This window comes from Brevundimonas mediterranea (assembly GCF_014196125.1).
GTDB lineage: Bacteria > Pseudomonadota > Alphaproteobacteria > Caulobacterales > Caulobacteraceae > Brevundimonas > Brevundimonas mediterranea.
The window spans coordinates 963,703-989,201 of record NZ_JACIDA010000001.1; the positions used below are offsets into that span (position 1 = coordinate 963,703).

General features: G+C 67.1%; 24 protein-coding genes and 1 tRNA gene. 11 read left to right on the forward strand and 14 right to left on the reverse strand.

Annotated features, from left to right (window positions below):
- Positions 1–6 precede the first annotated feature (6 nt).
- The 5 genes from GGR11_RS04940 to GGR11_RS04960 all read right to left on the reverse strand — a co-directional run bounded on the left by GGR11_RS04940 (position 7) and on the right by GGR11_RS04960 (position 5,737).
- Positions 7–2,775 (reverse strand): TonB-dependent receptor, encoded by a 2,769-nt coding sequence (locus GGR11_RS04940; protein WP_183195651.1) that lies wholly within the window; start codon positions 2,773–2,775, stop codon positions 7–9.
- 195 nt (positions 2,776–2,970) lie between these two features.
- A complete protein-coding gene (locus tag GGR11_RS04945; RefSeq protein WP_221205091.1) occupies positions 2,971–3,594 on the reverse strand; it encodes a DUF1190 domain-containing protein in 624 nt (207 codons plus the stop codon).
- A 5-nt stretch (positions 3,595–3,599) separates the two neighbouring features.
- Complete coding sequence (locus GGR11_RS04950; protein WP_183195653.1) at positions 3,600–4,013, reverse strand: DUF350 domain-containing protein; 414 nt, start codon at positions 4,011–4,013, stop codon at positions 3,600–3,602.
- A gap of 26 nt (positions 4,014–4,039) precedes the next feature.
- Positions 4,040–4,687 carry a YjfK family protein gene (locus GGR11_RS04955; protein ID WP_183195654.1) on the reverse strand — a complete coding sequence of 216 codons (648 nt, stop codon included), beginning with the start codon at positions 4,685–4,687 and terminating at the stop codon, positions 4,040–4,042.
- 3 nt (positions 4,688–4,690) lie between these two features.
- Complete coding sequence (locus GGR11_RS04960) at positions 4,691–5,737, reverse strand: potassium channel family protein (protein ID WP_183195655.1); 1,047 nt, start codon at positions 5,735–5,737, stop codon at positions 4,691–4,693.
- Between the two features lie 78 nt (positions 5,738–5,815).
- On the opposite strand from GGR11_RS04960, the gene GGR11_RS04965 reads away from it, so the two are divergent.
- The 3 genes from GGR11_RS04965 to GGR11_RS04975 are packed head-to-tail and all read left to right on the forward strand — an operon-like array spanning position 5,816 to position 8,436.
- The gene (locus GGR11_RS04965) at positions 5,816–6,511 is read left to right on the forward strand and encodes a YjfI family protein (protein WP_183195656.1); all 696 of its coding nucleotides are present in this window, start codon (positions 5,816–5,818) and stop codon (positions 6,509–6,511) included.
- A gap of 15 nt (positions 6,512–6,526) precedes the next feature.
- Positions 6,527–7,267: a PspA/IM30 family protein gene (locus GGR11_RS04970; protein ID WP_183195657.1), complete on the forward strand. Its 741-nt coding sequence runs from the start codon at positions 6,527–6,529 to the stop codon at positions 7,265–7,267.
- 2 nt (positions 7,268–7,269) lie between these two features.
- Positions 7,270–8,436 carry a glutathionylspermidine synthase family protein gene (locus tag GGR11_RS04975; protein WP_183195658.1) on the forward strand — a complete coding sequence of 389 codons (1,167 nt, stop codon included), beginning with the start codon at positions 7,270–7,272 and terminating at the stop codon, positions 8,434–8,436.
- Positions 8,437–8,455: 19 nt separating this feature from the next.
- On the opposite strand, the gene GGR11_RS04980 is transcribed toward GGR11_RS04975, so the two are convergent.
- Both GGR11_RS04980 and GGR11_RS04985 read right to left on the reverse strand, forming a co-directional pair.
- On the reverse strand, positions 8,456–10,255 hold the full coding sequence (locus GGR11_RS04980; protein WP_183195659.1) for an acyl-CoA dehydrogenase: 1,800 nt from the start codon (positions 10,253–10,255) through the stop codon (positions 8,456–8,458).
- A 120-nt stretch (positions 10,256–10,375) separates the two neighbouring features.
- Positions 10,376–10,467: transfer RNA gene (locus GGR11_RS04985), tRNA-Ser, on the reverse strand.
- Positions 10,468–10,554: 87 nt separating this feature from the next.
- Here GGR11_RS04985 and GGR11_RS04990 point away from each other — a divergent pair.
- The 4 genes from GGR11_RS04990 to GGR11_RS05005 are packed head-to-tail and all read left to right on the forward strand — an operon-like array spanning position 10,555 to position 15,429.
- On the forward strand, positions 10,555–12,105 hold the full coding sequence (locus tag GGR11_RS04990; RefSeq protein ID WP_183195660.1) for an exopolysaccharide biosynthesis polyprenyl glycosylphosphotransferase: 1,551 nt from the start codon (positions 10,555–10,557) through the stop codon (positions 12,103–12,105).
- A gap of 11 nt (positions 12,106–12,116) precedes the next feature.
- Positions 12,117–13,562, forward strand: a complete 1,446-nt coding sequence (locus tag GGR11_RS04995) for an oligosaccharide flippase family protein (RefSeq protein ID WP_183196381.1) — start codon at positions 12,117–12,119, stop codon at positions 13,560–13,562.
- Positions 13,559–14,500, forward strand: a complete 942-nt coding sequence (locus GGR11_RS05000) for a glycosyltransferase (protein ID WP_183195661.1) — start codon at positions 13,559–13,561, stop codon at positions 14,498–14,500. Before GGR11_RS04995 ends, GGR11_RS05000 begins: the two co-directional genes overlap by 4 nt.
- Complete coding sequence (locus GGR11_RS05005; RefSeq protein ID WP_183195662.1) at positions 14,500–15,429, forward strand: glycosyltransferase family 2 protein; 930 nt, start codon at positions 14,500–14,502, stop codon at positions 15,427–15,429. Before GGR11_RS05000 ends, GGR11_RS05005 begins: the two co-directional genes overlap by 1 nt.
- Here GGR11_RS05005 and GGR11_RS05010 read toward each other — a convergent pair.
- A complete protein-coding gene (locus GGR11_RS05010) occupies positions 15,426–16,127 on the reverse strand; it encodes a P-loop NTPase family protein (RefSeq protein WP_183195663.1) in 702 nt (233 codons plus the stop codon). The genes GGR11_RS05005 and GGR11_RS05010 overlap by 4 nt on opposite strands.
- Before the next feature lie 46 nt (positions 16,128–16,173).
- Positions 16,174–17,613 (reverse strand): GumC family protein, encoded by a 1,440-nt coding sequence (locus tag GGR11_RS16865; protein WP_183195664.1) that lies wholly within the window; start codon positions 17,611–17,613, stop codon positions 16,174–16,176.
- Positions 17,614–17,737: 124 nt separating this feature from the next.
- Between GGR11_RS16865 and GGR11_RS05020 the strand changes: the two genes are divergently transcribed.
- Positions 17,738–18,496 (forward strand): polysaccharide biosynthesis/export family protein, encoded by a 759-nt coding sequence (locus GGR11_RS05020; protein ID WP_154726219.1) that lies wholly within the window; start codon positions 17,738–17,740, stop codon positions 18,494–18,496.
- Positions 18,497–18,500: 4 nt separating this feature from the next.
- On the opposite strand, the gene GGR11_RS05025 is transcribed toward GGR11_RS05020, so the two are convergent.
- Together GGR11_RS05025 and GGR11_RS05030 are read right to left on the reverse strand one after the other, a co-directional pair.
- Positions 18,501–18,812, reverse strand: coding sequence for a hypothetical protein (locus tag GGR11_RS05025; protein WP_008262819.1), 312 nt, complete (start codon positions 18,810–18,812; stop codon positions 18,501–18,503).
- A gap of 172 nt (positions 18,813–18,984) precedes the next feature.
- The gene (locus GGR11_RS05030; RefSeq protein ID WP_183195665.1) at positions 18,985–19,710 is read right to left on the reverse strand and encodes a glutathione S-transferase N-terminal domain-containing protein; all 726 of its coding nucleotides are present in this window, start codon (positions 19,708–19,710) and stop codon (positions 18,985–18,987) included.
- Positions 19,711–19,885: 175 nt separating this feature from the next.
- On the opposite strand from GGR11_RS05030, the gene GGR11_RS05035 reads away from it, so the two are divergent.
- Together GGR11_RS05035 and GGR11_RS16745 are read left to right on the forward strand one after the other, a co-directional pair.
- Positions 19,886–20,452 (forward strand): RcnB family protein, encoded by a 567-nt coding sequence (locus GGR11_RS05035; RefSeq protein WP_183195666.1) that lies wholly within the window; start codon positions 19,886–19,888, stop codon positions 20,450–20,452.
- A 155-nt stretch (positions 20,453–20,607) separates the two neighbouring features.
- On the forward strand, positions 20,608–21,576 hold the full coding sequence (locus GGR11_RS16745; RefSeq protein WP_246331554.1) for an RcnB family protein: 969 nt from the start codon (positions 20,608–20,610) through the stop codon (positions 21,574–21,576).
- 125 nt (positions 21,577–21,701) lie between these two features.
- Here GGR11_RS16745 and gatB read toward each other — a convergent pair whose 3' ends face one another.
- On the reverse strand, positions 21,702–23,204 hold the full coding sequence (gene gatB, locus GGR11_RS05045) for an Asp-tRNA(Asn)/Glu-tRNA(Gln) amidotransferase subunit GatB (protein ID WP_183195667.1): 1,503 nt from the start codon (positions 23,202–23,204) through the stop codon (positions 21,702–21,704).
- A 97-nt stretch (positions 23,205–23,301) separates the two neighbouring features.
- Here gatB and GGR11_RS05050 point away from each other — a divergent pair, with 97 nt between their 5' ends.
- Positions 23,302–23,634, forward strand: a complete 333-nt coding sequence (locus GGR11_RS05050; RefSeq protein WP_246331556.1) for a hypothetical protein — start codon at positions 23,302–23,304, stop codon at positions 23,632–23,634.
- Positions 23,635–23,676: 42 nt separating this feature from the next.
- Here GGR11_RS05050 and gatA read toward each other — a convergent pair whose 3' ends face one another.
- Both gatA and gatC read right to left on the reverse strand, forming a co-directional pair.
- Positions 23,677–25,155, reverse strand: a complete 1,479-nt coding sequence (gatA, locus tag GGR11_RS05055) for an Asp-tRNA(Asn)/Glu-tRNA(Gln) amidotransferase subunit GatA (protein ID WP_183195669.1) — start codon at positions 25,153–25,155, stop codon at positions 23,677–23,679.
- A gap of 2 nt (positions 25,156–25,157) precedes the next feature.
- Complete coding sequence (gatC, locus tag GGR11_RS05060; protein WP_008261275.1) at positions 25,158–25,445, reverse strand: Asp-tRNA(Asn)/Glu-tRNA(Gln) amidotransferase subunit GatC; 288 nt, start codon at positions 25,443–25,445, stop codon at positions 25,158–25,160.
- Positions 25,446–25,499 lie beyond the last annotated feature (54 nt).

A 25,499-nucleotide genomic window follows, 5' to 3' on the forward strand; every position in this document is an offset into this window, starting at 1 on the left:
AATGGATCAGAACTCCATCCGCAGGCCAAGGTTGATACGGCGACCCGACAGTTCGTACATGGTGGGGAAGGACGGATCCATCGTATAGCCCTTCGTCGCCTCGTCGGTGACGTTGATGCCCTCCAGGTTGATCTGGAGGCTGTCGGTCACATTGTAGCTGGCCGACAGGTCGATCTGACCATAGCCTTCGCGCCAGATCGGATACATTTCGTAGCCGATCCCTTCGACGTACTTGTCCTTGAAGTTATAGGACGCGCGCGCCTGGAACTTGGAGTTATCGTAGTAGAGGGTGAAGTTGTAGGTGTTGTCGGCCAGACCGACGGGCGGCATGCTGATGCCCAGTTTTGTCGTGGACGTCAGCGAGCTGTCCAACACCGTGTAGTTGGCGTTGATGCCGAAGCCTTCCAGCGGCGCATAAAACTGGCCGAACGGCACGACGGCGACCAGTTCAACGCCGCTGACTTCATACGAACCCGGCTCGTTGATGGGCTGATAGACGTCGAAGGTGTAGACGCCGTCGATCGAGCCGTTGGCGTTGTACTTGGTCACGTTCGGCACCGTGCCCGTCAGGGCCTGGCGCACGACGCCCTCGATCTCTTTCCAGAAGTAGGACACGGCCAGCAGACCGCCGTCGCCCAGATATTGTTCCAGGCCCACTTCCCACTGTTTGGCGTAGGTCGGCTTCAGATTGGGATTGCCGTCGGTGAAGCGGAACGAGTTCCAGCTGGCCGTGCGCTTGTAGGCCAGGTCGGTCAGGGCCGGACGGATCAGGGTTTCCGACGCGGCGGCGCGGAAGATCAGACTGTCCGTCAGATCGGCCGTGATGTTGAGGCTGGGCAGAACCTTGTCATAGCTGCCGTCGCTCGACACCGGCTCGGGCGTATAGCCGGTCGAACCGTTCGGGTTCTGGATCTGGTGGTAACCCGACGAAGTGATCGAGGTATCGACGTAGCGAGCGCCGCCGTTGACCGCGACCGGCACGGCACCCAGGTCGAAGTTCAAGTCGGCCATGGCGTACAGCGACACGACCTCTTCCGACACCTCGTAATAGTCGCCCACGTTGAACGGCGTGTAGAAGCCGTCGTAGCGGAAGGTGCGGCGGGCGTAGTCGTTGGACACCTGGCTCCACGTCAGGTCACGGACGCTGTAGGCGCCGCCGGGGACCAGATCGCTGATCGCCGTCAGTTCGCTCTGCGACATCGGGCGTCCGAGGTAGTCGACCTTGCCGGCGCCGGTGCCCTGGATGTTCAGGGAGCCGTACTGGCGCTCCTTCGACTTGTCGGTATAGCGGGCGCCGACCTGGACGCTGGTCAGGGCCGGGAAGAAGTCCAGATTCAGGTCTTTGGTGAAGTCGATCTGGGCGGCGTATTTGTCGTCGCTGATCTGCTCCAGCGACGTCTCGTAGCCTTCGAACAGATAGCTGGACGGCGAGTTGTACATGTCGATCGACGCCGGGTTGGCGCTCTTGATCGTCTCACCGCCCTGGGCCGTCCAGCGCGTCCGCGACGGCGCATAGGCCGTGTGCTTCAGGTTGGCGTAGTCCAGCGTCTTTTCCGCGCCGGAATAGCCGGCCAGGGCGTGCAGCTTCCAGCTGTCGCCGCTCCAGTTCAGTTCCGTCCCGAACTGCCGATAGTCCGTCTCGTTGATCCGCTCCTTGCTGAGCATCTCATGCTGGGTAAGGGTATAGGATACGTCGCGCAGCACGATCAGGCCGGAGTCAGCCAGGGTGGTCTTGTCGTACTCGTGGATGGTTTCCAGCGTCGAGCGGCTGGAGGCCGAATAGGCCGCCGCGTCATATTCGTCTTCGGTGGTTTCGTACCGGCCGATCAGGGCGTCGAAGGCCAGGCTGAAGTTCGATGACGGACGGTATTGCAGCGACAGGGCGCCGCCCCATTGGTCCTGGGTGTTCAGATAGGCGCGGTCGCCGACCTTGTCCTGGAAGATGATGCGGTCCGTCTCGGCCGTATTGGCGCGGTTCTGAACGACGACGCCGGCGTCGCGCGCCAGCACAGCCATCGCCTGGGCGCCCCGGGCGCCCGTCGAGTTGGCGAGGAAACGGGTCATCGGGCGGAAGTTGATGCCCGAGTTCGAGTCGGTCCGGTTGGTCCGGCGCGCGGTCGAGAAGGATACCAAGGCCCCGAGGTCGCCCCAGGTGTCGCTGGCCAGGAAGGACAGTTTCGGATCGGTCTTTTCCGAGATCGAATTATAGGCGCCCTCGACAGAACCGACGACCCGGCGGCCGGCGTAGTCGAACGGGCGGGCGGTCGAGATATTGACCGAGCCGGCGATGCCGCCCTCTTCATCGGCGGCGCGCGGGGATTTCTGGACCGTCACCTGCTGGATGATTTCCGAGGCGAAGATGTCGAACTCGACGTCACGGCCGCCGCTGCCCGAGGCGGTCGCCAGGCCGTTGATGCTGACGAAGGTGAACTCGCTGGGCAGGCCGCGCACATTGACGCGCTGGCCCAGGCCCTTGTTGCGTTCGATGGTCACGCCGGGGATGCGCTGCAGCGCCTCGGCCAGGTTCTGCTCGGGGAAGTTGGCCACGTCGGTCGCGACGATGGAGTCCGAGAAACCGACCGTCTTGCGCTTAATGTCCACCGCCTCTTCGAGGCTGCGGCGATACGAGCCGGTGACGACGATTTCGTCGACCACGGTGGCTTCGGCGGAGTTCGGCGCGGTCACGACGGCTTGATCGGCCGATTGCGCCAGGGCGGCGAACGGCGACGCGGCGACCATGGCGAAAGCCGTGGTGCCAAGGATTCGGTTCTTCATTTCAGGTAGCCCCCAGTGAGTTCTAGGCGCTTCAACGACCGGGCCTCGCAGCCCCTCAATGTGTGACAGGGCTTTTCATTCAAACTTCACGGCGCTGTCGCGTTCGCCGCTTCCGGACAGCAAAACGGCCCGTCAGACGTCTGAAAGACGTCTGACGGGCCGCTGTTCAGCCTGATTTGTTTCCGCCTGAAACGGTCAGCCGCCGTAGCTCCGGCCGCCCCCGCCGAAGCCGCCGCGCGACACGACGGCCGTGCGGCTCTGAACCCGGGCCGGCGCCTGACGCGCCACATCGCCATGTTCGCGGGCGTTGGCGACGGTGCGACCGGTCCGATAGTCGCGGTAGGTGTACCCGCCGCCATAGCCGTTCGAGTAGCGGTTCTCGCGGTCGCGATACAGCGGGCCGCCGCCGCGATAACCGCCGCCGTTCAACAACTGGCCGACCACGAATCCCGCCAGCAGAGGGGTGAAGAACGACCCGTTGCCGCCCTGATTGTTGGGCTGGCATTGCGACGGCCCCCACTGGCCTTCGCATTCTTCGCGCGTCGCATAGCGTGGCGCGGTCTTGGCGGCTTCTTCCTGAGCCTTGGCTAGGGCGGCGTCGCACTGGTCATCAGGGATGTCGTTGGCGGCGCGGCACTCGTCCAGATTGGCGTAGGCCAGGGCGGGTTCCGGCTCGGGCTCCGGCGCCCGGACCTGAGGCGAGCCACAGGCGGCCAGCGAGAAGCTGGCGGTCGCCATCAGACTGCTGACATGGAGGATACGCGACCGTTTCAGCCGGCGCATGGTTTCCGTCTTGGGCAGGTCCTTGGGATCGGTCATGGCGGTCACGACGTCATGCAGGCGGCGTTCAGCAGCCCGACGCAGATGGAGATGGAGGCCAGATAGACGGCCGCGGCGATTTCGCCCGCCTCGATACGGGCCACCAGATTGCGGAAGGCCATGCGGCTGATGGCGACGAAGACCACGATCTGGATCATGCCGGCCAACAGGGCCCAGGCCGCAAACTCCATCAGGCTGACGGTGTGCGACAGGGCCGAGGCCAGAGGCAGGACATAGCCGATCAGGGCCCCGCCCAGCGCAATGGCGGCGGCGGTGTTGCCCTCACGGATCAGCGTATGCTCGTGATAGGGCGTGACCCACTGGTAAACCAGCTTGAAGGCTAGGGTGAAGGCGCCGGCGACGGCGAAGGCGATCAGGAAGGCGATCGCGCCCTGCTGAAAAATGAACCAGTCGAACATTCAGTCTTCCCTTTCGGATCGCGCGGTCAGGCGCGGAACTCGGCCATTTCCAATGGAATGCCGATCATGATTTCGTGGGTGGTCTCGCCGCCCTCGGGCTGTTGCTCCAGGGCGATCATCAGTTCGCGGCCGTCCGCCAGTTCTCGCGCGTACAGCATGCAGGTCTGGAAGATCTTGGCGTAGGGCGTGGTCGCCGTCCGGTCGTCCCAGATGGTTTCCCATAGAGTGACCGGCGGCTGGACGGCGTCGCTCTCGGCGAACCAGAAACGCGGATAGTCCGGCAGTTCCTCCGCCGCACCGTGAAAGACCGGCGCCGACAGACGGTCGCGCCAGATCCGGCGTTCCCGCTCGCCGGGCGGATAGGCCGAGGTCCAGGGGATGAACAGGCTGAAATCATAGCTTTCGGCGCCCGCCTTGTCGTCGCTCATGGCCTGAAGCATGACGTGATCGTCGGTGTAGAAGCGGTGGACGAACTGGCCGCTGTCCAGACTGACCAGGCCCTGGGCCGAGATGTCCAGCACGTCCCGATCCAGCACGAAATGGGTCTCGTCGCCCAACCGGCGCCAGGCCAGCGGATCCAGCGACACCGTCCGACCCACGGTGATGTTTCGCACGGTCGCCAGCTTGGAGGCCGGCTCGACCTTGTTCGATGATCCAAAGAGCTTCTTGAACATCTTTTACGCGTTTCCCGCCAGGCTGGCCTGATCCAGCCGGACGGACGAAACATAGAACAAGCGGTCGCCGGCCTCTACGTCCGTTTCGGCCGGCGGGTTGAAACGCGGCGCATCGGCGCCCTGCGGCTGCAGCGCCAGAAGGGTCGCGTTGTGGTCCAGAAGTCCCTGGGTCAGATTGCCGACTGACCGAACCCCGCCCTGCCATTTCAGGCTGAACAGGGTGGCGCTTTCGTCCAACTGGCTGGTCAGGGCGCTGATCACCTGGCTCGAGCCAGGGTCACGTGCCGAACGGGCCAGCATCTCCGGCCCCGACGACAGCACGATTTCGACGTGCGGACAGTGCTGGGCCAATAGGCGGGCGCTGTCCGCGTCCTCGAAGAAGCAGACGATATGCGCCGTCGTAGGCGCTGCGGCCGATGCAGCCAAAGTCGCGGTCAGGGTATCGGAATCGTTGTCGGCGTACACCAGTATCCGGCTTGCGCCGGCCGCGCCGGCGCGGGCCAATCCTTCGGCGGAGGTCAGGCTCTCGCTCTGGACGTACCGAACCCGCGAATCCAGATCGGCGATGACCTGGCGCGTCATCAGGACCAGGGTCTGGGTCGTGTTCAGTTCAGCGCACAGTTCGCTGATCATCTTGGGCGTTCGGGCCGGATGATAGCCGATGAGAATTATCGCGTCGCTCATCTTGGAATAGTCTCCCTTTCCGGCCCGGCGCGTACGCCAGATTTCGCCGATTGCGCCCAGAACCTTGGCCACCACGGTCGTGAAGGCGGCGATGGCGCCGGGGAATATCCAGATCGCGGTGACCAGCCGTCCGGCTGCGCCTTGCGGGCTGAGATCTCCATAACCTACGGTATAGGCGGTCGTCGCGTACCAGTAGATAAAAGTCGCAGGCGGATGAAGCTCGGTCTCTCCCGCCAAGGCCAGCAGGAGCCAGGACGAAACCGCATGAAACAGGATCAGCCCGGTCAGCATCCGCCAGTGCATATCGGCCATGGCGTGAAACGCCCGGTCGAAGATCAGCGCCAGTTTCATCCTCGGCAACAACATGCCATCCCCTCGGTCCGAGCCAATTGATCGCAGACCCCTAGGCGAAGTCAAGCGTTCATGTTACGCGTTTCATGAAACATGCCCAGCGCCAGCCCGCCCTCGTCCGCCGCCAATGATCGCATCCGTGCGTGGCGGCAGGCGCGTCGCGAGGCGGGACTGGTCAAGCTGGAGCTCTGGGTGCCCGAATCCGCCCGCGACGACGTTAAGGCCGCCGTCCGCGCCATCATCACCGATTCCACCCGCGGACCCCGGCTTGCTGCTCAGAGCCTTGCCGGCCGCTCGCGCCGCCCCACTTCTCATTTCATCACCCCTGGAGACGACCACCACATGGACGCCGTGATCGAAACCCCCTGGACCGTGCCCGCCATAAAGGCGGCGCTGGACGAATCCCCTCTGCTGCGCGAGGGCGAGATGACCCTGCGCGTGCTGGAGGGCGCCGAGCCTGTGCTGCTGGCGACCATGCACGAATACGGCGATCTGCCGGTCTATCTGAGCGTCGGCGGCGCCCAGATCGTTTGTTCGGTCCTGCTGTGGCCCGTCGCCGAACAGGCCGACCGCCACGCCTTCAACGAGTTCCTGCTGAAGGCCCAGCGCGTGGTGCCCCTGTCCAACTTCGCCATCACCAACGTCGGCGGCGAAGACGTGTATGAGCTGATGGGCGAACTGTCGTGCAAGACGACCCTGCAGACCATCCTCATCGAACTGCGCACCCTGGCCGAGAATGCGATCGACGCCACCGAACTGCGTGAAACCTTCGGCGCCGACGCCGCCTGATCCGGAGACCCGACCATGTCCATGCTCAGAAAACTCTCCGCCCTGTTCCGCGGTTCGGCCCATGACGCCGCCCAGGGCGTCGTCGACGCCAATGCGCTGAAGATCCTCGACCAGGAAATCCGCGACGCCGACAACGCCCAGGGCAAGGCGCGCGACGACCTGGCCGGCCTGGTGGCCCGTCGCCGCATGGCCGAAAACGAAATGGCCAGCTTCCGCGACCAGATCGCCAAATACGAAAGCTCGGCCCGCTCGGCCTTGGGTCAGGGCAAGACCGACCTGGCCCGCGAAGTCGCCGGCCGCATCGCCGAGCTGGAAGTCGAGATCACCAGCCGCGGCCCGCTGATCGAGGACATGAAGACGGCCGAGACGCGTCTGCGCACTGCCATCGCCTCGACCGACCAGAAGATCGAGACGCTTCGTCGCGAGATCGACATCGTCAAGGTCAACGACTCCGTCCAGCGCGCCCAGACCTCGGTCGCCCTGAACTCGGCCGGCGCCCAGTCGCGCATCGGCTCGGCGGCCGACAGCCTGCAACGCATCAAGCAGCGTCAGGCGATCCAGGAAGAAAAGCTGAACGCCAGCCAGGCCCTGGAAGACCGCCGCACCGGCGCCGACCTGGACGCCAAGCTGCGCGACGCCGGCATCCTGCCCGGCCATTCGTCGGCCGACGACGTCCTGGCCCGCCTCAGCCAGCCCGACGTCACGGTGGTCACGCCGCGCATCGGCCAATCGACGCCCGACAAAGACCCGGCCTGACCATGGAACGTCTGCGCCTCGAACCCCGCACCGACTGGGACGCCAAGGCCGAGGAACTCGGCTTCACCTGGCGCCATACCGACGGCAAACCCTATTGGGACGAGACGGCGGCCTACGCCTTCTCGCTGGCCCAGATCGAGGATGGGATCGAGGCGCCGACCGCCGAACTGCACGGCCTCTGCCTGGACCTCGTCAATGAGGCGGTCCAGTCGGAGCGCCTGATGGAACAGCTCGATATTCCCGAGCCGATGCGGGACTATGTCGCCGACAGCTGGAAACGGCAGGAGCCGTCCCTCTATGGCCGGTTCGACTTCGCCTATGACGGCGCGGGTCCGGCCAAGCTCTACGAATACAACGCCGACACCCCGACCAGCATCTATGAGACGGCGGTGTTCCAATGGCTGTGGCTGGAGGACCAGATCGCCGCCGGCGTCCTGCCCGCCGACGCCGACCAGTTCAACAGCCTGCACGAGAAGCTGGTCGACCGGTTTCGCGCCATCTTCCCGAACGGCGGCTTCCTCCACTTCAGCTCCGACGCCGACTTCGTCGAGGACCGCCAGACCGTGCGTTTCCTCGAGGATCTCGCGCGTCAGGCCGGGCTGGACCCTCAGTTCGTCGCCATCGATCAGATCGGCCTGAACGAAGACGGCCGGTTTGTCGATCATGAGAACTGGATCATCCAGGCGATGTTCAAACTCTATCCGTGGGAGCAGATGCTGCGCGACGACTACGCCGCCCCCCTGCCGACCGCCGAGGTCACGGTGCTGGAACCGGCGTGGAAGAGCCTGTTGTCCAACAAGGCCATCCTGCCCCTGCTGTGGGAACGCCACCCCGGCCACCCCAATCTGCTGGAATCCTATTTCGAGGGCGACCCTAAGGCGACGGCCTTGGGGACCTCCTATGTCCGCAAGCCCCTGTTCTCGCGCGAAGGCGACAATGTCGAACTGATCGATCAGGGCCTCAGCGCCGCCGAGGTGGTGGACGGCGGTTACGGCGAGGGCCGCTACATCCGTCAGGCCCTGCACAATCCGCCGCGTTTCGACGACAACTATGTCATCGTCGGCTCCTGGGTCGTCGGCGAAGAACCGGCCGGCATCAGCCTGCGCGAGGATCAGGGGCGCATCACCCGCAACACCTCGCGCTTCGTGCCCCACTTCATCCGCGACTGACGCTCAACCCGCCGCCTGATCAGAACCACCGGTCCTGCATCGCCAGCGTCGTTTCGTCCTTGCTGACCAGCAGGTCCAGCATCGGCCCGATCTTGGGCAGTTCCCAGCGGAAGAAGTAGCGCGCGGCCTGGCGCTTGCCGTCGTAGAAGTCGCCGGTCTTGCCCGCCGCCGCCAGCGCCTGCTCCAGCCAGATCCAGGCCAGCACCGCATGGCCCACGGCCTCCAGGTAGGTCGAGGCGTTGGCCAGGGCCCGCTCCGGGTCGCCGTCCTGCCAGACCGTGGCCGTGGCCGCGCCGATCCGCCCCATGGCCTGGGCCAGGGCCTCGCCATAGGGGTTCAGCTCAGGATCGGCCGACGCTCGCGCCACGGTGGCCATCACCGTCTCGCCCAGCAGCTTCAGGCCCGAGCCGCCGTCCATGATCGCCTTGCGGCCCAACAGGTCCAGCCCCTGGATCCCGTGCGTGCCCTCGTGGATCGGGTTCAGCCGGTTGTCGCGATAGAACTGCTCGACCGGATAGTCGCGGGTATAGCCGTAGCCGCCCAGCACCTGGATCGCCAGGCTGTTGCCCTCCAGGCACCATTGCGACGGCCAGCTCTTGGCGATGGGCGTCAGCATGTCCAGCAGCCGTCCGGCGCGGTCCCGCTCGGCCGCGTCCTCGGCCGTCGTCTGGTCGTCGGTCAGCCGCGCGCAATACAGGTTCAGCCCCAGCGCACCCTCGGCATAGGCCTTCTGCGCCAGCAGCATGCGGCGCACGTCCGCGTGCTGGATGATCGGCACGGGCGGACTGGCGGGATCCTTGGCCGACAGGGGCCGTCCCTGCGGCCGCCCGCGCGCATAGTCCAGGGCGTGCAGATAGCCGGTGTATCCCAGGGCCGCCGCCCCCGCCCCAACCCCGATCCGCGCCTCGTTCATCATGTGGAACATGGCGGCCAGCCCCTGATGCGGCGCCCCGACCAGCCAGCCGACCGCGCCCCCCTGCCCGCCCGGCGCATGCCGGCCTTCACCGAAGTTCAGCAGGGTGTTGGTCGTGCCGCGATAGCCCATCTTGTGGTTCAGCCCGGCCAGAACAACGTCGTTGCGCTCGCCCGGCGCGCCGCTCTCGTCCAGCAGATGCTTGGGAACCACGAACAGCGAGATCCCCTTCACCCCCGCCGGCGCCCCCTCCATCCGCGCCAGCACCATATGGACGATGGTCTCCGACAGGTCGTGGTCCCCGCCCGAGATCCACATCTTCGATCCGAACAGCCGATAGCTGCCGTCGGCCTGCGGAACCGCGCGGGTGCGGATGTCGCCCAGCGACGATCCCGCCTGCGGCTCCGACAGGCACATGGTGCCGAAGAACCGTCCCTCCAGCATCGGCCGCACATAGGCGTCGATCTGCGCGGCCGTGCCGTGGGTCTTCAGCAGATTGGCCGCCCCAATCGTCAGGAACGGATAGGCGGCCGTGCCGACATTGGCCGCCTGGAACCAGGCGAAACCGGCGCGCTCGATCACATTGGGCAGTTGCAGCCCGCCCAGATCATAGTCCTGCGACGCCGAAAACAGCCCCGCCTCGCGAAACGCCGCCAGGGCCTCGGCCACCTCGGGGATCATCGTCACCCGCTCGCCGTCGAAGGTCGGCTCGTTCTGATCGGCCTTGCGATTGTGTGGCGCAAACCAATCGGCGGCGATCTGGGCGCAAGTGTCCAGCACCCCGTCGAACGACACTCGATCATGATCCGCGAACCGCGCCCGCTGCGTCAGCCGCTCGACCTCCAGCCATTCGTAAAGAATGAAATCCAGATCGCGTCGGGACAGAATCAGCGAGGCATCGGACATGCTAAGGCTCCGGAGACGCCGCCTTGCGGCGACACCTGATGAGCCTAGGTCGCCGCTCTCGAAGCGGCAAGTTCGACGACACAACCGCTGCCGAGCGTCAGATTTATTGGAAAAGGCAGATGGCGGAGACGGAGGGATTCGAACCCTCGGTACCCCTTACAGGGTACGACGATTTAGCAAACCGTTGCCTTCAGCCACTCGGCCACGTCTCCAGCGAAGGGCTCGATAGCCGAGCATGATGCGTCGTGCAATCCGGTTCGAGACAAAGACCTGTTGTTAACGCGACATAGAGGCGGCGTATGCACGGTGCGGCCGTGCGGAAACTCCGGATCGACATCCCCGACTGCGCCCATCCCCTTGCCGCGCCGACCGCGGCGAGCGCGAACGGCTGCGCGTCCGAAAGCCTCGCGCCGCATGCCGAACGCGGGCCTTTCCGGCCGGAGGTGTGGCGGAACGCGCGCCAGCGCTCGACCGTGCGCCTGGCCGCCTATTATTTCCGCGCCGCCGATGTTGTGGCCGTCGTCGGCCTGGCCGTTCTGGCGCTGTGGTCGCTGGGGTCTCTGGATGTGAAGACCCTGACCGTCGGCGCCGTCCTGCCCCTGGCGACCGGCGTCGTCGTCGCCCTGGCCTTGTTGCGCAGCCTGGGCCTGTATCGTTTCGGACCGGAGCCGACGCCCCTGCTCCACCTAGTCGGGGTCGTCGGAATCGTCGCCCTGGCGATCATGGCGGCGCTGCTGGTCGGCCTGGGCCTGGACGGGCACGGCCTGGGGCCGGTTTTGCCCTGGGGTCTTGCGGCCACGGTCTGTCTGGCCGCCCTGCACGGCTTATGGCGGGTCTTGGCGGCCCGGTGGCGGCGGCAGGGCCTGCTGTCGCCCAATATCGTCATCGTCGGGGCGACCCGAAACGCCGAGGCCCTGATCCAGCGGGCGCTGGATCGGCGCGACCTGAACGTGCTGGGCGTGTTCGACGACCGTCTGGCCCGCTCGCCCGACCGCCTGGCCGGCGTGCCGGTGCTGGGCGGGGCCAACGCCCTGCTGACCCATCGCATGCTGCCCTATGTCGATCGGATCGTTCTGGCGATCGACGCCGAAGCCGGGGCGCGGGTCCGCGAGCTGACGCGCCGTCTGGAGACCCTGCCCAATCCCCTGACCGTCCTGTTCGATTCCGACGCCAGTCGTGAGGCGGCGCTGAACCGTCTGGCCGGTCCGTCCTTGGCCGAAATCGGCGCCGCCCCCGACGACGACCGCCGCGCCTTCGCCAAACGGGTGCAGGATCTGGTAATCGGCGCCCTGGCCCTGGTCGTCTTCGCCCCGGTCATGGCGGCCGTCGCCCTGGCCGTGCGGCTGGACAGTCCCGGCCCGATCCTGTTCCGCCAGCGTCGCCATGGCTTCAACCAGGAGACCATCGTGGTGTGGAAGTTCCGCTCGATGCGTCACTGCGACGCCGATGCGACCGCCAGCCGCCAGGTCGTCGCCGACGACGACCGCGTCACCCGCGTCGGCCGTTTCATCCGCGCCTCCAGCCTGGATGAACTGCCCCAGTTGTTCAACGTGCTCAGGGGCGAGATGTCCTTGGTCGGCCCGCGCCCCCACGCCATCGGTATGAGGACCGGCGAGACCGAATCCGCGCTTCTGGTCGCCGAATACGCCCACCGCCATCGCATCAAGCCGGGCATGACCGGCTGGGCCGCCGTTCGCGGGTCGCGCGGTCCGGTGGACACCGAGGCCGAGGTGCGCCGCCGCGTCGAACTGGACATCGACTATATCCAGCGCCAGTCCTTCTGGCTGGATCTGTGGATCATCCTGATCACCATCCCCGTCCTGCTGGGCGACCGGGCGGCCGTGCGGTGAGCGAGAAGCGCATGTTCTGGCGCGGCGTCTGGGGCTATCTGCCGGCCCAGATCGTCCAGGGCGTGGTCGGTTTCCTGACCATCGTCGTCTTCACCCGCCTGCTCAGCCCCGAGGATTTCGGCCGCTACGCCCTGGCGTTTTCAGTGACGTCCCTGGCCCATACGGCGACCTTCACCTGGCTGGAGGCGTCCATGGCGCGCTTCTGGGCGGCGGAGCACACCCCCGACGGACTGGCGACCCATTTCGCCAGCCTGTACCGCACCTCCTTCACGGTCATCGCCGTCTTCTTGCCGGTCGCCGCCGTGACGGTCTGGCTGTTGCCCCTGACCCCGGCCTTCAAGCTCGCGATCGGCTTCGGCCTGGCCGGAGCCCCGATCCGGAACCTCGCCAAGCTGGCGCAGGAGCGCTACCGCGCCGCCGGCGAGGTGTCCAAGGCCGCCTCGGTGGACATGGGCGTCGCCGTTCTGGGCTTTCTTGTCGGGGCCGGTTTCGCCCTGGCCGGCGCCGGCGCGGCCTCGCCCATGCTGGGGCTGATGATCGCCCCCCTGTTCGCCCTGCCCTTCATCCTGCCGGGCGAACTGCGCCAGTCGGCCGGCGGAACCGTGGATCGCGCGCGGCTGAAAGCTTACGCCGCCTACGGCTATCCGATCGCGGCGTCGCTGACCCTGGCCCTGGTCCTGGCCTCGACCGACCGTTTCCTGCTGGCCGCCTTCATGGATGCGGCGGCGGTCGGCGCCTATCACGCCAGCTACAGCCTGGCGAACCGCACCCTGGACGTGATGTTCATCTGGCTGGGCGCAGCCGGCGCCCCGGCCATGGTCATGGCGCTGGAGCGCGGCGGCCGCGAGGCCCTGCGCCAGACGGCGCTGGAACAGGGCTCGACCCTGATCCTGATCGGCCTGCCCGCCGCCGTCGGCCTGTCCCTGGTCGCCCGCCCCCTGGCCGAGCTGATGATCGGCCCCGAGCTGCGCGTCGCCGCCGCCCTGGTCACGCCCTGGATCGCGGCTTCGGCCTTTATGTCCGGCCTGATCGCCTATTATTTCGGCTTCGGCTTCACTCTGGGCAAGAAGACCGGCCTGCTGCTCATCACCATGGCCATTCCCGCCCTCGCCAATATCGTTTTGAACCTGGTCCTGATCCCCCGACTGGGCGTCCTGGGCGCCGCCGTCGCCACGGCCCTCAGCTTCGCCATAGGCCTGGTCGCCTGCCTGCTCATCAGCCGCCGCGCCATCGCCCTGCCCATTCCGTGGGAAGCCCTGATCCGGTGCGGCGTGGCCTCGACCGGCATGGCCCTGGTGGTCTGGAGGCTTCCGCCGCTGGGCGGTTTTGTCGAATTGGTGCTGGACGCGAGCGTCGGCGGACTGGTCTATGCGGCCCTGGCGCTGACCCTGAACGCCGCCGGGGTGCGCGACGTGCTGAACCGCCTGATCCAGGCCCGAAGAGGGGCGACGGCATGAGCGGCTCCCGCGCCGATATTCACGACAACCCCGGCTGGGCCGCCGCCCGACCCGCCCTGTCGGTCCTGATCCCCTTCCTGCGCGACGATCCCGAGCCCTTGCTGCGCCGGCTGAATACGGAAGGCGCCGCCCTGGCCGGCCGGGTCGAGCTGATCCTGCTGGACGACGGCACGGGCGACGCCGCCCTGACCGCCCGGCTGAAGGCGGCGCTGGACGCACTGGCCCTGCCCGCCCGGCTCGTCACCCTGTCCGCCAACGAAGGCCGGGCGCGCGGTCGCAACCGGCTGACCATCGCCGCCCGCGCCGGCTCCTGGCTGTTCCTCGACAGCGACATGAAGCCGGACAGCCCGCGCTTCCTCCAGACCTGGGTCGATCTGATCGCGCGCGACGATCCGGCCGTGGCCTTCGGCGGCTTCTCGCTGAAACAGGCGCCGCGCGACCGCCGCTTCGCCGTCCACCGCGCCCTGTCCGGCGCCAGTGAATGCGTCCGCGCCGCCCAGCGCGCCAAGACGCCCGAGAAATACGTTTACACCTCCAACCTGCTGGTCCGGCGCGATGTCTTCGCCGTCGAATCCTTCGACCCCGGTTTCACCGGCTGGGGCTGGGAAGACGTCGAATGGGCCATGCGGGTCGCCCGCCGGTTCCAGGTGGTCCACATCGACAACCCCGCCACCCACATGGGCCTGGACACCGTGCCGGACCTGGCGCGCAAGTTCGACCAGGGCGCCGCCAACTTCGCCCGCGTCGTCGCCCTGCACCCGGCCATCATCCAGACCTACCCCAGCTACAAGGCCGCCCGCGCCCTGAAACGCCTGCCGTCCCAGCCGCTGATCCGTCGCATGGCCAGGGGCGCCGCCCTGTCGCCCCTGTTGCCGACCCGCACCCGCGCCTTCGCCCTGCGCCTGTACCGCGCGGCCGTCTATGCGGACGCCATCTGATGCGGGACGTCGCCGTCCTCATTCCCACCCTGCGCCGCCCCGCCATGCTGGAGCGCGCCCTGCGCTCGGTCTTCGCCCAGGTTGGATCGCTGGACCGGATCGCCGCCGTGGTCGTCGCCGACAATGACCCCGACGGCTCGGCCGCCGCCCTGATCGACCGCCTGCGCGTCGAGGCGCCGGTTCCCCTGACCTACGCCCACGCCCCGGTCCCCGGCGTCGCCACGGCCCGGAACATCGGCCTGGCCGCCACCGACGCCCCCCTGATCGCCTTCCTCGACGACGACGAGGCCGCCTCCCCCGGCTGGCTGGCCGCACTGCTGCAAGCTCAGGCCCAAACGGGCGCCGACGTCCTGTTCGGCCCGATCCGCGGTCGGGCGCCCGACGGAACCGGCTGGACCGCCGCATATCTCGAGCGCTTCTTCGGCCGCGACGGCCCGACACAGACCGGCCTGACCGACCAGATTCACGGCTGCGGCAACAGTCTGATGGTCCGCGCCTCCGCCCTGCCCGGCCCCGCGCCCTTCGACACCGCCATGGACCAGACCGGCGGCGAGGACGACCGTCTCTTCACCGCCCTGCAAGCGCGCGGCGGCCGGTTCGGCTGGGCCGCCGACGCCTGGGTGGACGAGTTCGCGCCCCCCGACCGCGCCACCCTGAACTACGCCCTGCTGCGCGCCTTCGCCTATGGCCAGAGCCCCAGCCAGATGGCCGCCGCCCGCCGAGACTGGCCCGGCGTCGCCCGCTGGATGCTGATCGGCGTCGCCCAGGCCGCCGTCTGGGGCCTCGCCTCCCTCGCCCTGACCCTGCTGCGCCGCCCCGCCCGCGCCGAAACCCTGGACCGCACCGCGCGCGGCCTGGGAAAGGTCTTCTGGACCAAAGGGTTCGAACCGAAATTATACGGCGCGGCCATGTTGCGAAGGCGCGCCTAGCCCGCCAGCCGGCTCAGGAATTTCGGCGGCTTGTAGGTCGAGCGGTTCATGACCACCCCGGCGATGCGGCCGCCGACCGCCTCAATCTCGTCGCGCAGGATCACCGGTCCGCTCGCGGTCGCGCCGCCGGCCGCGACCACCAGAACCGTCATGTCCACGAAGGGCGCCAGGATGATCGCCATGTCGTTGCGGTCGGCGGCCGGGCTGTCGATGACGATGGTGTCGGCGTGCGGCCGCAGGGCGTCCCAATAGCCGGCCTCGCCGATCGCCTCGACCCGGTGGCCAGAGCGCAGGGCCTCCATGTGGAATCGCGTGATCCACAACCGGCCGCCCAGGCAGGATCGCGCAGTCAGCAGGCGCGCGGGCGGAATCGGCTTGCCGTCCCGTCCCGTCGGCGCCGGCGTGACGGCGAAGAAGCTGGAGCCGTCGGGCGAGGCCTGGGCCGGCTTGCCCAGTTGGCCGAACCGATCCGGTTCGGCGGCGATGGCTTCGAGCTGACCCTGCTGGGCCAGATCCCCGTCCACCAGCCAGACCGGCTTGCGCGCGCGGACAGCGGCCAGGCGCGCGAACTCCCGCGCTACGGTCGAGACGCCTTCTCCGGTCGTGGCGGCGGCGAACTGGATCACGCGAGCGCGGTGCGCCGGCGCCGGACCCAGCGCCGCCCACAGGCCCGCCATTTCGGACGTCAGATCGACCATCGAATCGCCACGCGCTCCATCGGCTCAGCCTAACACGGGCATGAGGCTAGTGCGCCTTCGCCGGAGCCACGGCCAGGACCGGCATATCCAGCGTCCGCCGCACCGAGTCCGGCGTTGCAAAGCCGCGCCGCGAGAAGATCCGCAGCAGGCCGATGCACAGGGCGGTGAAGGCGGCGAACAGGAAGACCGCCGCCAGGGCCGGCGCCTTCAGGCTCTTGCCGGTCGAGGGGGGCTGGGCGCGTTCGATCACGGTGACGTTGTCGGCGCCGGCGGCGACCAGGGCGTTGTCCGCCCGGCTCTGGCTCTCGCGCTGCTGGAACTCGCGAATATTGGCGGTCAGGACTTCGCGATTGCCGGCCAGGGTCGCGTTTTCGGACTCCAGCGCCGTCAGCCGGGCCTGCCGCGACCGAATGTCCGTCAACTGACGATCCAGCGCCGAGAGCCTCGCCGCAAGGGCGTCGCGGTCGGCCTGGGTGTTGATCCGGTTGGTCTCCAGCTCGGTCCAGACAGGGTTCGGCCCGGTGCGGACCTCCTTGGCCCCCACCGCCGTTCCCGTGCCCACATAGGCCTGCAGCTGGGCGATCCGCGCCTCGATGTCCCTCACAGGCTGGGCGTCCGGCTGATAGCGCGACAGCAGCTGTTCCCGCTCGGTCCGCAGTTGCAGCACCTGATCCTGGGCCGAGATGTTCAGGTCCTGCTGAAGCGCCACCTCCGCCGGGGTCGCCGCCTGCTGCGCCACCAGAGTGTTCAGCCTCTGGCTGGTCTGGTTCAGCTGGCTCTGGGTCGATAGCCGGTCGGTGAAGACCGTCTGATAGACGGCCGCCAGCGTGGTCTTGGCCGCCGTGAAGTCACCGATGTCATTGGTCGTCAGGAACTGCTCATAGGCTTGATCCGCCGCGTTCAGATCATCCTGGAACGCCAGTCTCTGGGTGGCGATGGCGGGAGTCTTGTCTTGGAAGACCTCGCGGCGATAGGCCAGATATTGCTCGATCACCGTGTTCAGCACGCGCGCCGCACGCTCCGGGTCGTCGGCCTCGTAGCTCAGACGGATGATCGCGCTGCCCGGCGCGGTGCCGACGCTCAGACTGGCGCCGATCAGCTTGCGCGCCGCCGCCTCTGCCCGGTCCCGTGATCCCGTCGGCGTCTTGCCCAGGATCGCCGCCGGCCCCAGCGCCTCGACCACGCGCTGGCGCACCTGCCCCGAACTCAGGATCGCGGCCTCGGAATTGGCGACCTCGTCGCCCTGTGGAGCCTGGCCCCGCTCGGCCGTGCCGACGCGCGGTTGATAGACATATTCCTGTCCCACGCCGGCGAAGACCGCGCCCTGGGCCGTGTAGTTCTTCTTCAGGGTGAAGGCGGCGGCGGCGCCCAGAGCGAAGATCACCAGGAAGACGATGATCATCAGCAGCAGTTCGCGGAACAGCAGGCCGACGACGTCCAGCACGCCGTAGCGCGGTCGGGTCGTGACATATGCCGTCGAGCGCATAGGCGGGCCGAATCCTGGAAAGTCTCTTGCGAATCCACCTTTCGCCCACCGGCGTTAACCATCGGTTACCCATAAGCGGCGAGTCTGCGACCCAACGCTCCTTTCGTCGGACCAGATCGATTCCATGACGCCAGATCGCCGACTATTCCTGCTGGCCCTTGGATCGGGCTGCGCCGCCCTGGCGGCCTGCGGCGGCAACGCCGCCCGGATGCCGCGCCCGAGGGGCGACGTGCAGCGAGTCGAGGCGGCGGGACGCGGCGACTTCCCCAACATCCCTTTCGCCGACTGGACGGACGAAGAGCCGGATTATCTGCTTTATCCGGGGGACGAGATCGAGGTGGCCCTGCCCACCGCATCTGAATTGACCCGCACCCTGAAGGTCGGACCCGACGGTCGGGTCGCCCTGCCCCTGGTCGGCCAGGTCATGGCGGCGGACCGGACCTTGCCGGAGTTGGAGCGGGAGGTGTCTTCGGCCTACGCCTCGCAACTGGTGCGGCCGGTCGTGGAGGTGACGTTGCGCCAGGCAGGGCCGATCCGCGTCTGGATCGACGGCGAGGTGCGGACCCCGGGCGTGATCGAGATGACCGGCGATCTGGACGCCTACCAGGCCGTGGTCCAGGCGGGCGGCTTCCTGCCGTCGGGCAAGCCCGAGCGCGCGGCCCTGATCCGGCGTGGTCCCGGCGGATCGCGCATGATGCGGGTGGTGGACCTGCGCCCGCGTCGCGGCGAGGTCGTGGCCCTGCGTCGGGGCGACATCATTTTCGTGCCGCGGTCGACCCTGGGCGAACTCGCCGCCTTCTTCACCCAGGTGCGCGCCGCCCTGCCCATCGGCTTCAGCTATTCGATCAATGGATCGAACGGCAACGGCTACGCCACCTTCTGAAGTCTCAGGCGGCCAGCCGCACCACGCCGGCGTCGATATAGCGACGGGCGGCCTTCTGGGCCTCGGCGATCTCTTCGCGCTCCATCTCCTGGCTCATCTCGCGGCGATAGACGCGCGCCTCGATCGAACCCTTCATGGCGGCCAGGTTGAAGATCATGTGAGCCGAAACCCGGTCCATCGGGCAACCGCCCGAACCGGCCGAATACATCATGCCCAGCTTGAACAGGTCGTCGCCCGACATGTCGACGGTCGGCAGCGGCAAGGACACGACTTCCACGTCGGCCTGCAGGTCGTGCGCCATTTCTTGCGCGTTCATTACCGTATCTCCTGAACGGGCGCCGTTCTGGGCCCGCCTCTGATACCGCATCAAATACCGCCGGTTTGAAGTTAAAGTTAACGGCGCAAAGCGCCGCCAAACTTTTAAGTAAAGCAGGAATGAATACTGCCAAAAGCGTTCAGCGTTCCGATACGATTTGGAAGGGGCTTGTTTACGTCTTGGTGGCCCGCTGACCGAATAGGACCCTGCGCGCCGCCTCTGCGTCCTTGCCCGCCGCGCCGGCGTTTCCACGCCGATCTTCCAGCAGAGCACGCCCGGCCTTGACCCCGGGCCTCGACCCGACCCGATCCATCCAGGCCGCCAGATGCGGAAAGTCCGCCAGAGTCTGCCCCTGCAGCGTCGGCAATATCCACGGCCAGGCGGCCATGTCGGCGATCGAATAGTCGCCCGCCAGATAGTCGCGGTCCTTCAGACGTCGATCCATGACGCCATACAGACGGTGGGTCTCGTTCGTATAGCGCTGCACCCCATAGGCGATCTGGCGCTGGTCGCGGATCATGGCGGGCGCATACTGGCGGAAATGGTGGGTCTGACCCGCCATCGGGCCCAGGCCTCCGACCTGCCAGAATAGCCACTCGTTCACCTCGACGCGCGCTCGCGCCTCGGTCGGATAGAAGCGGCCGGATTTGTCACCGAGATACTGCAGGATTGCGCCGGATTCGAAGATCGAGATCGGTTGGCCGCCCGGCCCCTCCGGATCGACGATGGCGGGCATGCGGCCGTTCGGACTGATGGCCTGGAACCCAGGCTCGAACTGCTCACCCGTTCCGATGTTCACCGGCTTGACCTCATAGGCCAGCCCCATCTCCTCCAGCGCGATGGACACCTTCCATCCATTCGGCGTGGGCCAGTACCAGAGCTGGATCGGAGCGGTCATTGCGGCGGTCTTTCCTGTGGCGTGCCTCGCATCTGGGGGCCGCGACACGCAGCCGCAATCCGCATTTCGATCCTGACACGGTCATTCAGGACGCGTTCAGGCGCGAAATCCGACCTTCACCTCATTAACGGGCCAGTTCGTCGTTTCCGTCGGCGGCCCAGAATGGAGCACGCAGATGAACCGCCTCACCAAGGCCGCTGTTGTCGCTATCGCCCTGTCCACCACGGCCGTTCCCCTGCTGGCCGAGGCGCAGAGCCGCGACGATCGTCGGGAATATCGCCAGGACCGCCGCGACGACCGGCGAGACTACCGCTCGGAACGCCGCGACGACCGTCGTGACTGGCGTCAGGGCCGCTACGACAATCGGCAGGATTATCGTCATGACCGGTGGGACGACCGTCGCGACTTCCGCCACGAACGCCGCGATGACCGCTGGGATCGCAACAATCGCAACTGGTGGCGCGGCCGGTCGGACTTCCGGGGCTACAACGGCCCGCGCTCGGGATACTGGTACGCGCCCAGCTACGGCTATTACCGGGTCGAACCCCGTTACTACGGCTATCGCTGGCGGACGGGCGGCTATCTGCCGTCGCAGTACCGGACCTATTATGTCCGCGACCCGTATTTCTATGGTCTTCGCGAAGCGCCTCGCGGCTATCGCTACGTCCACGCCGGCAGCGACATTCTGATGGTCGCGGTCGCCACGGGCCTGATCGCCAGCGTCCTGTCCAACGTCTATTGAGGACGCTGAGCCGTTGAGCCGACAAGCCCCGCGAGGAAATCTCGCGGGGCTTTTGTCTGGGGCGTCCCCTATCCGGCATTCAGCCGGGGTTCATCGACCAAGCGCGATCATCACCTTAAGCCGCTGGAAAACCAGCGTGCAGGAATGAAAAGACCATGAAACGCCTCCTGATGGCTTTCACCGCCGTCGCCGCCCTGGGCGCCCCGCTGGCCGCCCCGATCCAGGCCCTGGCCCAGGACCGTCAGCCCGACCGCGAACAACGCGACGCCGACCGCCCCCAAAGGCCGCAGATCACGCGGGGCGAGCGTCCCGCGCCGAACCGTCCTTTACAATCCCGGCCGGAAGCGCCTGCGCGTCCCGAGCCCCGTCCGGAGCGACCCAGTTTCGGTGAGACACGGCCGGCGCGTCCGGACCGCCCGCAGACAGGGGCCGACAGGCCCGATCGTCCGAATTACGGCGGCGCACGGCCGGATCGTCCCTACGTCAGGCCCGGCCGCCCGGAAGGCGCCAACCCCGGCCGGCCGCCTCGTCCCGACCGTCCCGAGGGCGGTTGGACTCGCCCCGACCGACCCCAGACCGGCGGATCTCGCCCTGACCGCCCGTCAAGCGGCGGCCTACCGGATCGCCCGGGCGACAGCGTCGGGCGGCCCCATCGCCCGGACGGCGGCTGGAACCGGCCGGATCGGCCCGACAATGGTCACACGCGGCCCGGCCAGCCCCACCGGCCGGGCTCTGGCTGGAACCAGAACCGCGACCGGCACGACGAATTCCGCCGTCGCTTCAGCAGTGATCAGTGGCGGCGCGACTTCTATCGCAACCACCGGTCCGACTGGTGGCGGGATGACCGTCGCTTCCATGGCTACAGCGGCGTCCGCATGGGGTTCTATTTCGCGCCGGGCTGGGGCTACTACAGCGTGCCCCGCTCCTATTGGGGCCGCGACTGGTCGGCCGGCGATTATCTGCCGGACACCTTCTGGCGGTATCGACTGGGCGACTGGCGCACCTATGGTCTCGGCTATCCGCCTGAGGGCGCGCGCTGGGTTCTGGTCGACAATACGATCTATCTGATCGACGAGCGTGACGGCTACATCATCGACGTCATCCGCGACGCCTGGCGCTGGTAGTCTCGACGAAGAAGGCCCGGAGAGCGATCTCCGGGCCTTCTTACTAGAATGGGTCGCTCAAGCAGAGAGCGGCCGCGCCGCGAGCGTTAGCGACCAGCCGGGGGTTTGGGGGCAGCCCCCAAAAATCAAAGACCCAGCTTGGCCTTCAGGATGTCGTTGACCGCGGCCGGATTGGCCTTGCCGCCCGTCGCCTTCATGACCTGACCCACGAACCAGCCCAGGGCCTGGGGCTTTTCGGCAACCGCCGCCGCCTTGTCCGGGTTGGCGGCGATGATGTCGTCGATCGCCTTCTCGATGGCGCCGGTGTCGGTGACCTGTTTCAGGCCGTGCTTCTCGACCACCTCGGCCGGAGAACCCTCGCCGTTCCAGACGTGGTCGAAGACCTCCTTGGCGATCTTGGACGAGATGACGTTCGTCTCGATCAGCTCGACAAGCTGGGCCACATGGGCGGCCGGCAGCGGGTTCTCGCTGAAGTCCTTGCCGTCGGCGGCGAGGCGCGCCGAGACCTCGTTGGTGACCCAGTTGGACACCAGCTTGGCGTCGCGCCCCTTCGCGGCGGCCTCGAAATAGTCCGCCTTGGCCTGTTCCGAGATCAGCACCACCGCATCGTACTGCGACAGGCCGTATTGGCTTATCAGGCGCTTGCGCTTGTCGTCCGGCAGTTCGGGCAACGAGGCCTTGATCTCGTCGATCCACGCCTGTTCCAGATCCAGCGGCAGGAGGTCCGGATCCGGGAAATAGCGATAGTCCTGCGCCTCTTCCTTGGACCGCATTGAGCGCGTCTCGCCGGCCGTCGGGTCGTACAGGCGCGTTTCCTGAGTGATCGAGCCGCCGTCCTCCAGAATCTCGATCTGGCGGCGCGCCTCGTACTGGATCGCCTGGGAGATGAAGCGGAACGAGTTGACGTTCTTGATCTCGCAGCGCGTGCCCAGGAAGCTGAAATCGCCGCTGGCCTTGAACTTCTCGTAGTTGCCCGCACGGCAGACCGAGACGTTCACGTCGGCGCGCAGATTGCCCTTCTCCATGTCGCCGTCGCAGGTGCCCAGGTAGATCAGGATGGTCCGGATCTTCTTGACGTAGGCCACCGCCTCTTCCGGCGTGCGCAGGTCGGGGCGCGAGACGATCTCCATCAGGGCCGTGCCGGCCCGGTTCAGGTCGACATAGCTCTCGGTCGGCGACAGGTCGTGGATCAGCTTGCCCGCATCCTGTTCCAGGTGCAGCCGCTCGATTCCGACGTTGAAGAAGCTGCCGTCCTCGGCCTCCACCTCGACCACGCCTTCGCCGACGATCGGATAATAGAGCTGGCTGATCTGATAGCCGGTCGGCAGGTCGGGATAGAAGTAGTTCTTGCGGTCGAACTGGCTGCGCTTGTTGATCTGCGCGCGCAGGCCCAGGCCGGTCTTCACCGCCTGTTCGACGCAGTGCTTGTTCAGCGTCGGCAGCATGCCGGGGAAGCCGGCGTCCACCAGCGACACCTGTTCGTTCGGCCCCGCGCCGAAGCCGACGGCGGCGCCGGAGAAGAGTTTGGCCTTCGAGGCCACTTGGGCGTGGATCTCCAGCCCCATGACGATTTCCCAATCGCCGGTGCGGCCCTTGATGGTTTTCGGGTTCGGAACAGTGTCGGTCATGGGGTCGTCCTAGCGCCGTCGGCGGCGGCGAGAAAGAGGCTGTCTTGAGGGTGTCGCGAAATCGCGCTCAACTTCGGTCGCCTCAATGGAGAATCCCATGTCCAAGACCCTGTTCGCCGCTGCTGCGGCCTCTCTGCTTCTGGCCGGCGCCGCCTCCGCCCAGACCGCGCCCGCTCCGACCGAAGATCACGCCCATGACGAGCACCACGCTGCGCATCCCACCATCGACAGCCCGATCGAGGCCTTGGTGAACGATCCGGCGACCAAGGCGGTGCTGGAGAAGCACCTGCCCGGCATGGACAAGCATCCCGCCTATGGCCAGTTCAAGGGCATGACCCTGCGCCAGGTCGCGCCCTACTCCCAAGGCAACATCACCGACGAGAAGATCGCGGCGATCGACGCGGATCTGAAGGCGCTTCCGGCGGCTTGATCAATAAGGGAGGGCCGGCGATCTCGCCGGCCCTTTTTCAACTCACCACCACTGGCCCGGCTTGGCCGTGAAGCCCGCCGCCCGTTCCAGCGCCGCGCCGACCTGGAAGACGGTCGCCTCGTCCAGGGCCTTGCCGATGACCTGGAGGCCCAGCGGGAGGCCGACGGAATCGACGCCGGCGGGGACCGAGATGCCCGGCAGGCCGGCCAGGTTGGTCGTGACCGTGAAGACGTCGTTCAGATACATGGTCAGGGGGTCGATCTGCTTGTCGCCCAGGGCGAAGGCGGCCGAAGGGGTCGAGGGGGTCAGGATGGCGTCCACCTGGCCCCAGACATTGTCGAAGTCCTCGGCGATGCGGCGACGGACTTTCAAAGCGCGGACGTAATAGGCGTCGTAGAAGCCGGCCGACAGCACATAGGCGCCGATGGTCAGGCGACGCTGAACCTCCTTGCCGAAGCCCTCGGCGCGCGAGGTGGCGTAGAGGTCGTCCAGCGAGCTGAACTGGTCCGCCCGGTGTCCGAACCGCATCCCGTCATAGCGGGCCAGGTTCGACGAGGCCTCGGCCGGCGCCACGATATAATAGGTCGGCAGGGCGTATTTGGTGTGCGGCAGGCTGATCTCGACGATCTCGCAGCCCGCGTCCTTCAGCCAGGCCACGCCCTGGTCCCACAGGGCCTGGATCTCGGTCGGCATGCCGTCCACGACATATTCACGCGGCACGCCGATACGCAGCCCCTTGACCGACTTGCCGACCGAAGCGGTCCAGTCGGGCGTCGGGACGTCCAGGCTGGTCGAATCCTTGGCGTCGAACGAGCACATGGATTGCAGCAGCAGGGCCGCGTCCTCGACCGTCTTGGTGATCGGTCCCGCCTGATCCAGAGATGACGCGAAGGCCACCATGCCGAACCGGCTGGCGCGGCCGTAGGTGGGCTTGATCCCGACCGTGCCGGTGAAGGCGGCGGGCTGGCGGATCGAGCCGCCGGTGTCGGACGCGGTGGCGGCCAGGCACAGGTCGGCGGCGACGGCCGAGGCGGAACCGCCCGAAGACCCGCCCGGCGTCAGATCGGCGTTGGAACCGGTCGACTTCCAAGGGTTCTTGACCGGACCGAAGGCCGAGGTCTCGTTCGACGAGCCCATGGCGAACTCGTCCATGTTCAGCTTGCCCAGCATGACCGCCCCGTCGCGCCACAGATTGGCGGTGACGGTCGATTCATACGGCGGCACGAAGCCGCGCAGCATGTTGGAGCCGGCCGTGGTCTGCACGCCCTCGGTGCAGAACAGGTCCTTGATGCCCAGCGGCGCGCCTTCCAGCACCCCGCCCTCGCCCGAGGCGATGCGGGCGTCGGACGCGCGGGCCATGTCCATGGCCTTGTCCGCCGTCACCTCGACATAGGCGTTCAGGGTCGGATTGGCGGCCTCGATATTGGTCAGGAAAGCCTGGGTGATTTCGGCCGAGGAAAAGTCCTTGGCCTTCAGGCCGTCGACGGCGCCCTTCAGGGTCAGTTTGGTCAGGTCGCTCATGACTATTCGACCACCTTGGGCACGACGAAGAAGCCGTCGGCCGACTTCGGGGCGTTGGACAGGACGGCGTCGATCTTGCCGCCGTCGGTGACCACGTCTTCGCGCAGGCGCAGGGGCTGGGCGACGTTCGAGGTCATGGGCTCGACGCCGTCGACATCGACCTCGTTCAGCTGTTCGATCCACTGCAGGATGCCGTTCAGCTCCTGGGCCAGCGGCTCCAGCCGATCCTCGGGGGTCTTGATGCGGGCGAGATGCGCAACCTTGCGCACCGTCGCAGCGTCGATGGCCATGCGGCCCTCCAATGCACGTCGATAGGGAATGTATCGGCGGGATTAGCCTTCCGA

Coding starts and splice junctions, on each gene's coding strand:
- GGR11_RS04940 (WP_183195651.1), bottom strand. CDS start 2,775: ATGAAGAACCGAATCCTTGGCACCACGGCTTTCGCCATGGTCGCCGCG.
- GGR11_RS04945 (WP_221205091.1), bottom strand. CDS start 3,594: ATGACCGATCCCAAGGACCTGCCCAAGACGGAAACCATGCGCCGGCTG.
- GGR11_RS04950 (WP_183195653.1), bottom strand. CDS start 4,013: ATGTTCGACTGGTTCATTTTTCAGCAGGGCGCGATCGCCTTCCTGATC.
- GGR11_RS04955 (WP_183195654.1), bottom strand. CDS start 4,687: ATGTTCAAGAAGCTCTTTGGATCATCGAACAAGGTCGAGCCGGCCTCC.
- GGR11_RS04960 (WP_183195655.1), bottom strand. CDS start 5,737: ATGTTGTTGCCGAGGATGAAACTGGCGCTGATCTTCGACCGGGCGTTT.
- GGR11_RS04965 (WP_183195656.1), top strand. CDS start 5,816: ATGCCCAGCGCCAGCCCGCCCTCGTCCGCCGCCAATGATCGCATCCGT.
- GGR11_RS04970 (WP_183195657.1), top strand. CDS start 6,527: ATGTCCATGCTCAGAAAACTCTCCGCCCTGTTCCGCGGTTCGGCCCAT.
- GGR11_RS04975 (WP_183195658.1), top strand. CDS start 7,270: ATGGAACGTCTGCGCCTCGAACCCCGCACCGACTGGGACGCCAAGGCC.
- GGR11_RS04980 (WP_183195659.1), bottom strand. CDS start 10,255: ATGTCCGATGCCTCGCTGATTCTGTCCCGACGCGATCTGGATTTCATT.
- GGR11_RS04990 (WP_183195660.1), top strand. CDS start 10,555: ATGCACGGTGCGGCCGTGCGGAAACTCCGGATCGACATCCCCGACTGC.
- GGR11_RS04995 (WP_183196381.1), top strand. CDS start 12,117: ATGTTCTGGCGCGGCGTCTGGGGCTATCTGCCGGCCCAGATCGTCCAG.
- GGR11_RS05000 (WP_183195661.1), top strand. CDS start 13,559: ATGAGCGGCTCCCGCGCCGATATTCACGACAACCCCGGCTGGGCCGCC.
- GGR11_RS05005 (WP_183195662.1), top strand. CDS start 14,500: ATGCGGGACGTCGCCGTCCTCATTCCCACCCTGCGCCGCCCCGCCATG.
- GGR11_RS05010 (WP_183195663.1), bottom strand. CDS start 16,127: ATGGTCGATCTGACGTCCGAAATGGCGGGCCTGTGGGCGGCGCTGGGT.
- GGR11_RS16865 (WP_183195664.1), bottom strand. CDS start 17,613: ATGCGCTCGACGGCATATGTCACGACCCGACCGCGCTACGGCGTGCTG.
- GGR11_RS05020 (WP_154726219.1), top strand. CDS start 17,738: ATGACGCCAGATCGCCGACTATTCCTGCTGGCCCTTGGATCGGGCTGC.
- GGR11_RS05025 (WP_008262819.1), bottom strand. CDS start 18,812: ATGAACGCGCAAGAAATGGCGCACGACCTGCAGGCCGACGTGGAAGTC.
- GGR11_RS05030 (WP_183195665.1), bottom strand. CDS start 19,710: ATGACCGCTCCGATCCAGCTCTGGTACTGGCCCACGCCGAATGGATGG.
- GGR11_RS05035 (WP_183195666.1), top strand. CDS start 19,886: ATGAACCGCCTCACCAAGGCCGCTGTTGTCGCTATCGCCCTGTCCACC.
- GGR11_RS16745 (WP_246331554.1), top strand. CDS start 20,608: ATGAAACGCCTCCTGATGGCTTTCACCGCCGTCGCCGCCCTGGGCGCC.
- gatB (WP_183195667.1), bottom strand. CDS start 23,204: ATGACCGACACTGTTCCGAACCCGAAAACCATCAAGGGCCGCACCGGC.
- GGR11_RS05050 (WP_246331556.1), top strand. CDS start 23,302: ATGTCCAAGACCCTGTTCGCCGCTGCTGCGGCCTCTCTGCTTCTGGCC.
- gatA (WP_183195669.1), bottom strand. CDS start 25,155: ATGAGCGACCTGACCAAACTGACCCTGAAGGGCGCCGTCGACGGCCTG.
- gatC (WP_008261275.1), bottom strand. CDS start 25,445: ATGGCCATCGACGCTGCGACGGTGCGCAAGGTTGCGCATCTCGCCCGC.